Source organism: Labrys sp. LIt4, from assembly GCF_017813775.1.
GTDB lineage: Bacteria > Pseudomonadota > Alphaproteobacteria > Rhizobiales > Labraceae > Labrys > Labrys okinawensis_A.
The window spans coordinates 1-253 of sequence record NZ_JAGIPY010000106.1 but is presented as its reverse complement, the minus strand read 5'-3'; the positions used below and the strand labels follow the sequence as shown (position 1 = coordinate 253).

Annotated in this window: 1 pseudogene; it reads right to left on the bottom strand. The window is 60.1% G+C overall.

The annotated features are described in order from the left end of the window. Nucleotides 1–253: pseudogene (locus tag J8I29_RS29820) on the bottom strand (hypothetical protein); the annotation flags it as partial.

Genomic DNA, 253 nt, shown 5'->3' with positions numbered 1-253 from the left:
AAAAACAACACCTGGCGGGAAAAGCCATGGCCGTACTGGTAAGCATCCATGAACTGCTGGCGAATGCCCAGCGCTTGCACTTCGCCTTGGGCCTCGATGCGCGACTGGGCAGCTTCGTCGAGCATCTGCATGCTGGACGCCTTGACCTGCTGCGAGCTCTGCGCCATGCGATACAGCGACAGACCCACCAGCAGGGTCACGATCCCCAGCAGGCAGAGGCCCGCCAGCAGGGTGATTTTCCATTGAATGGAGA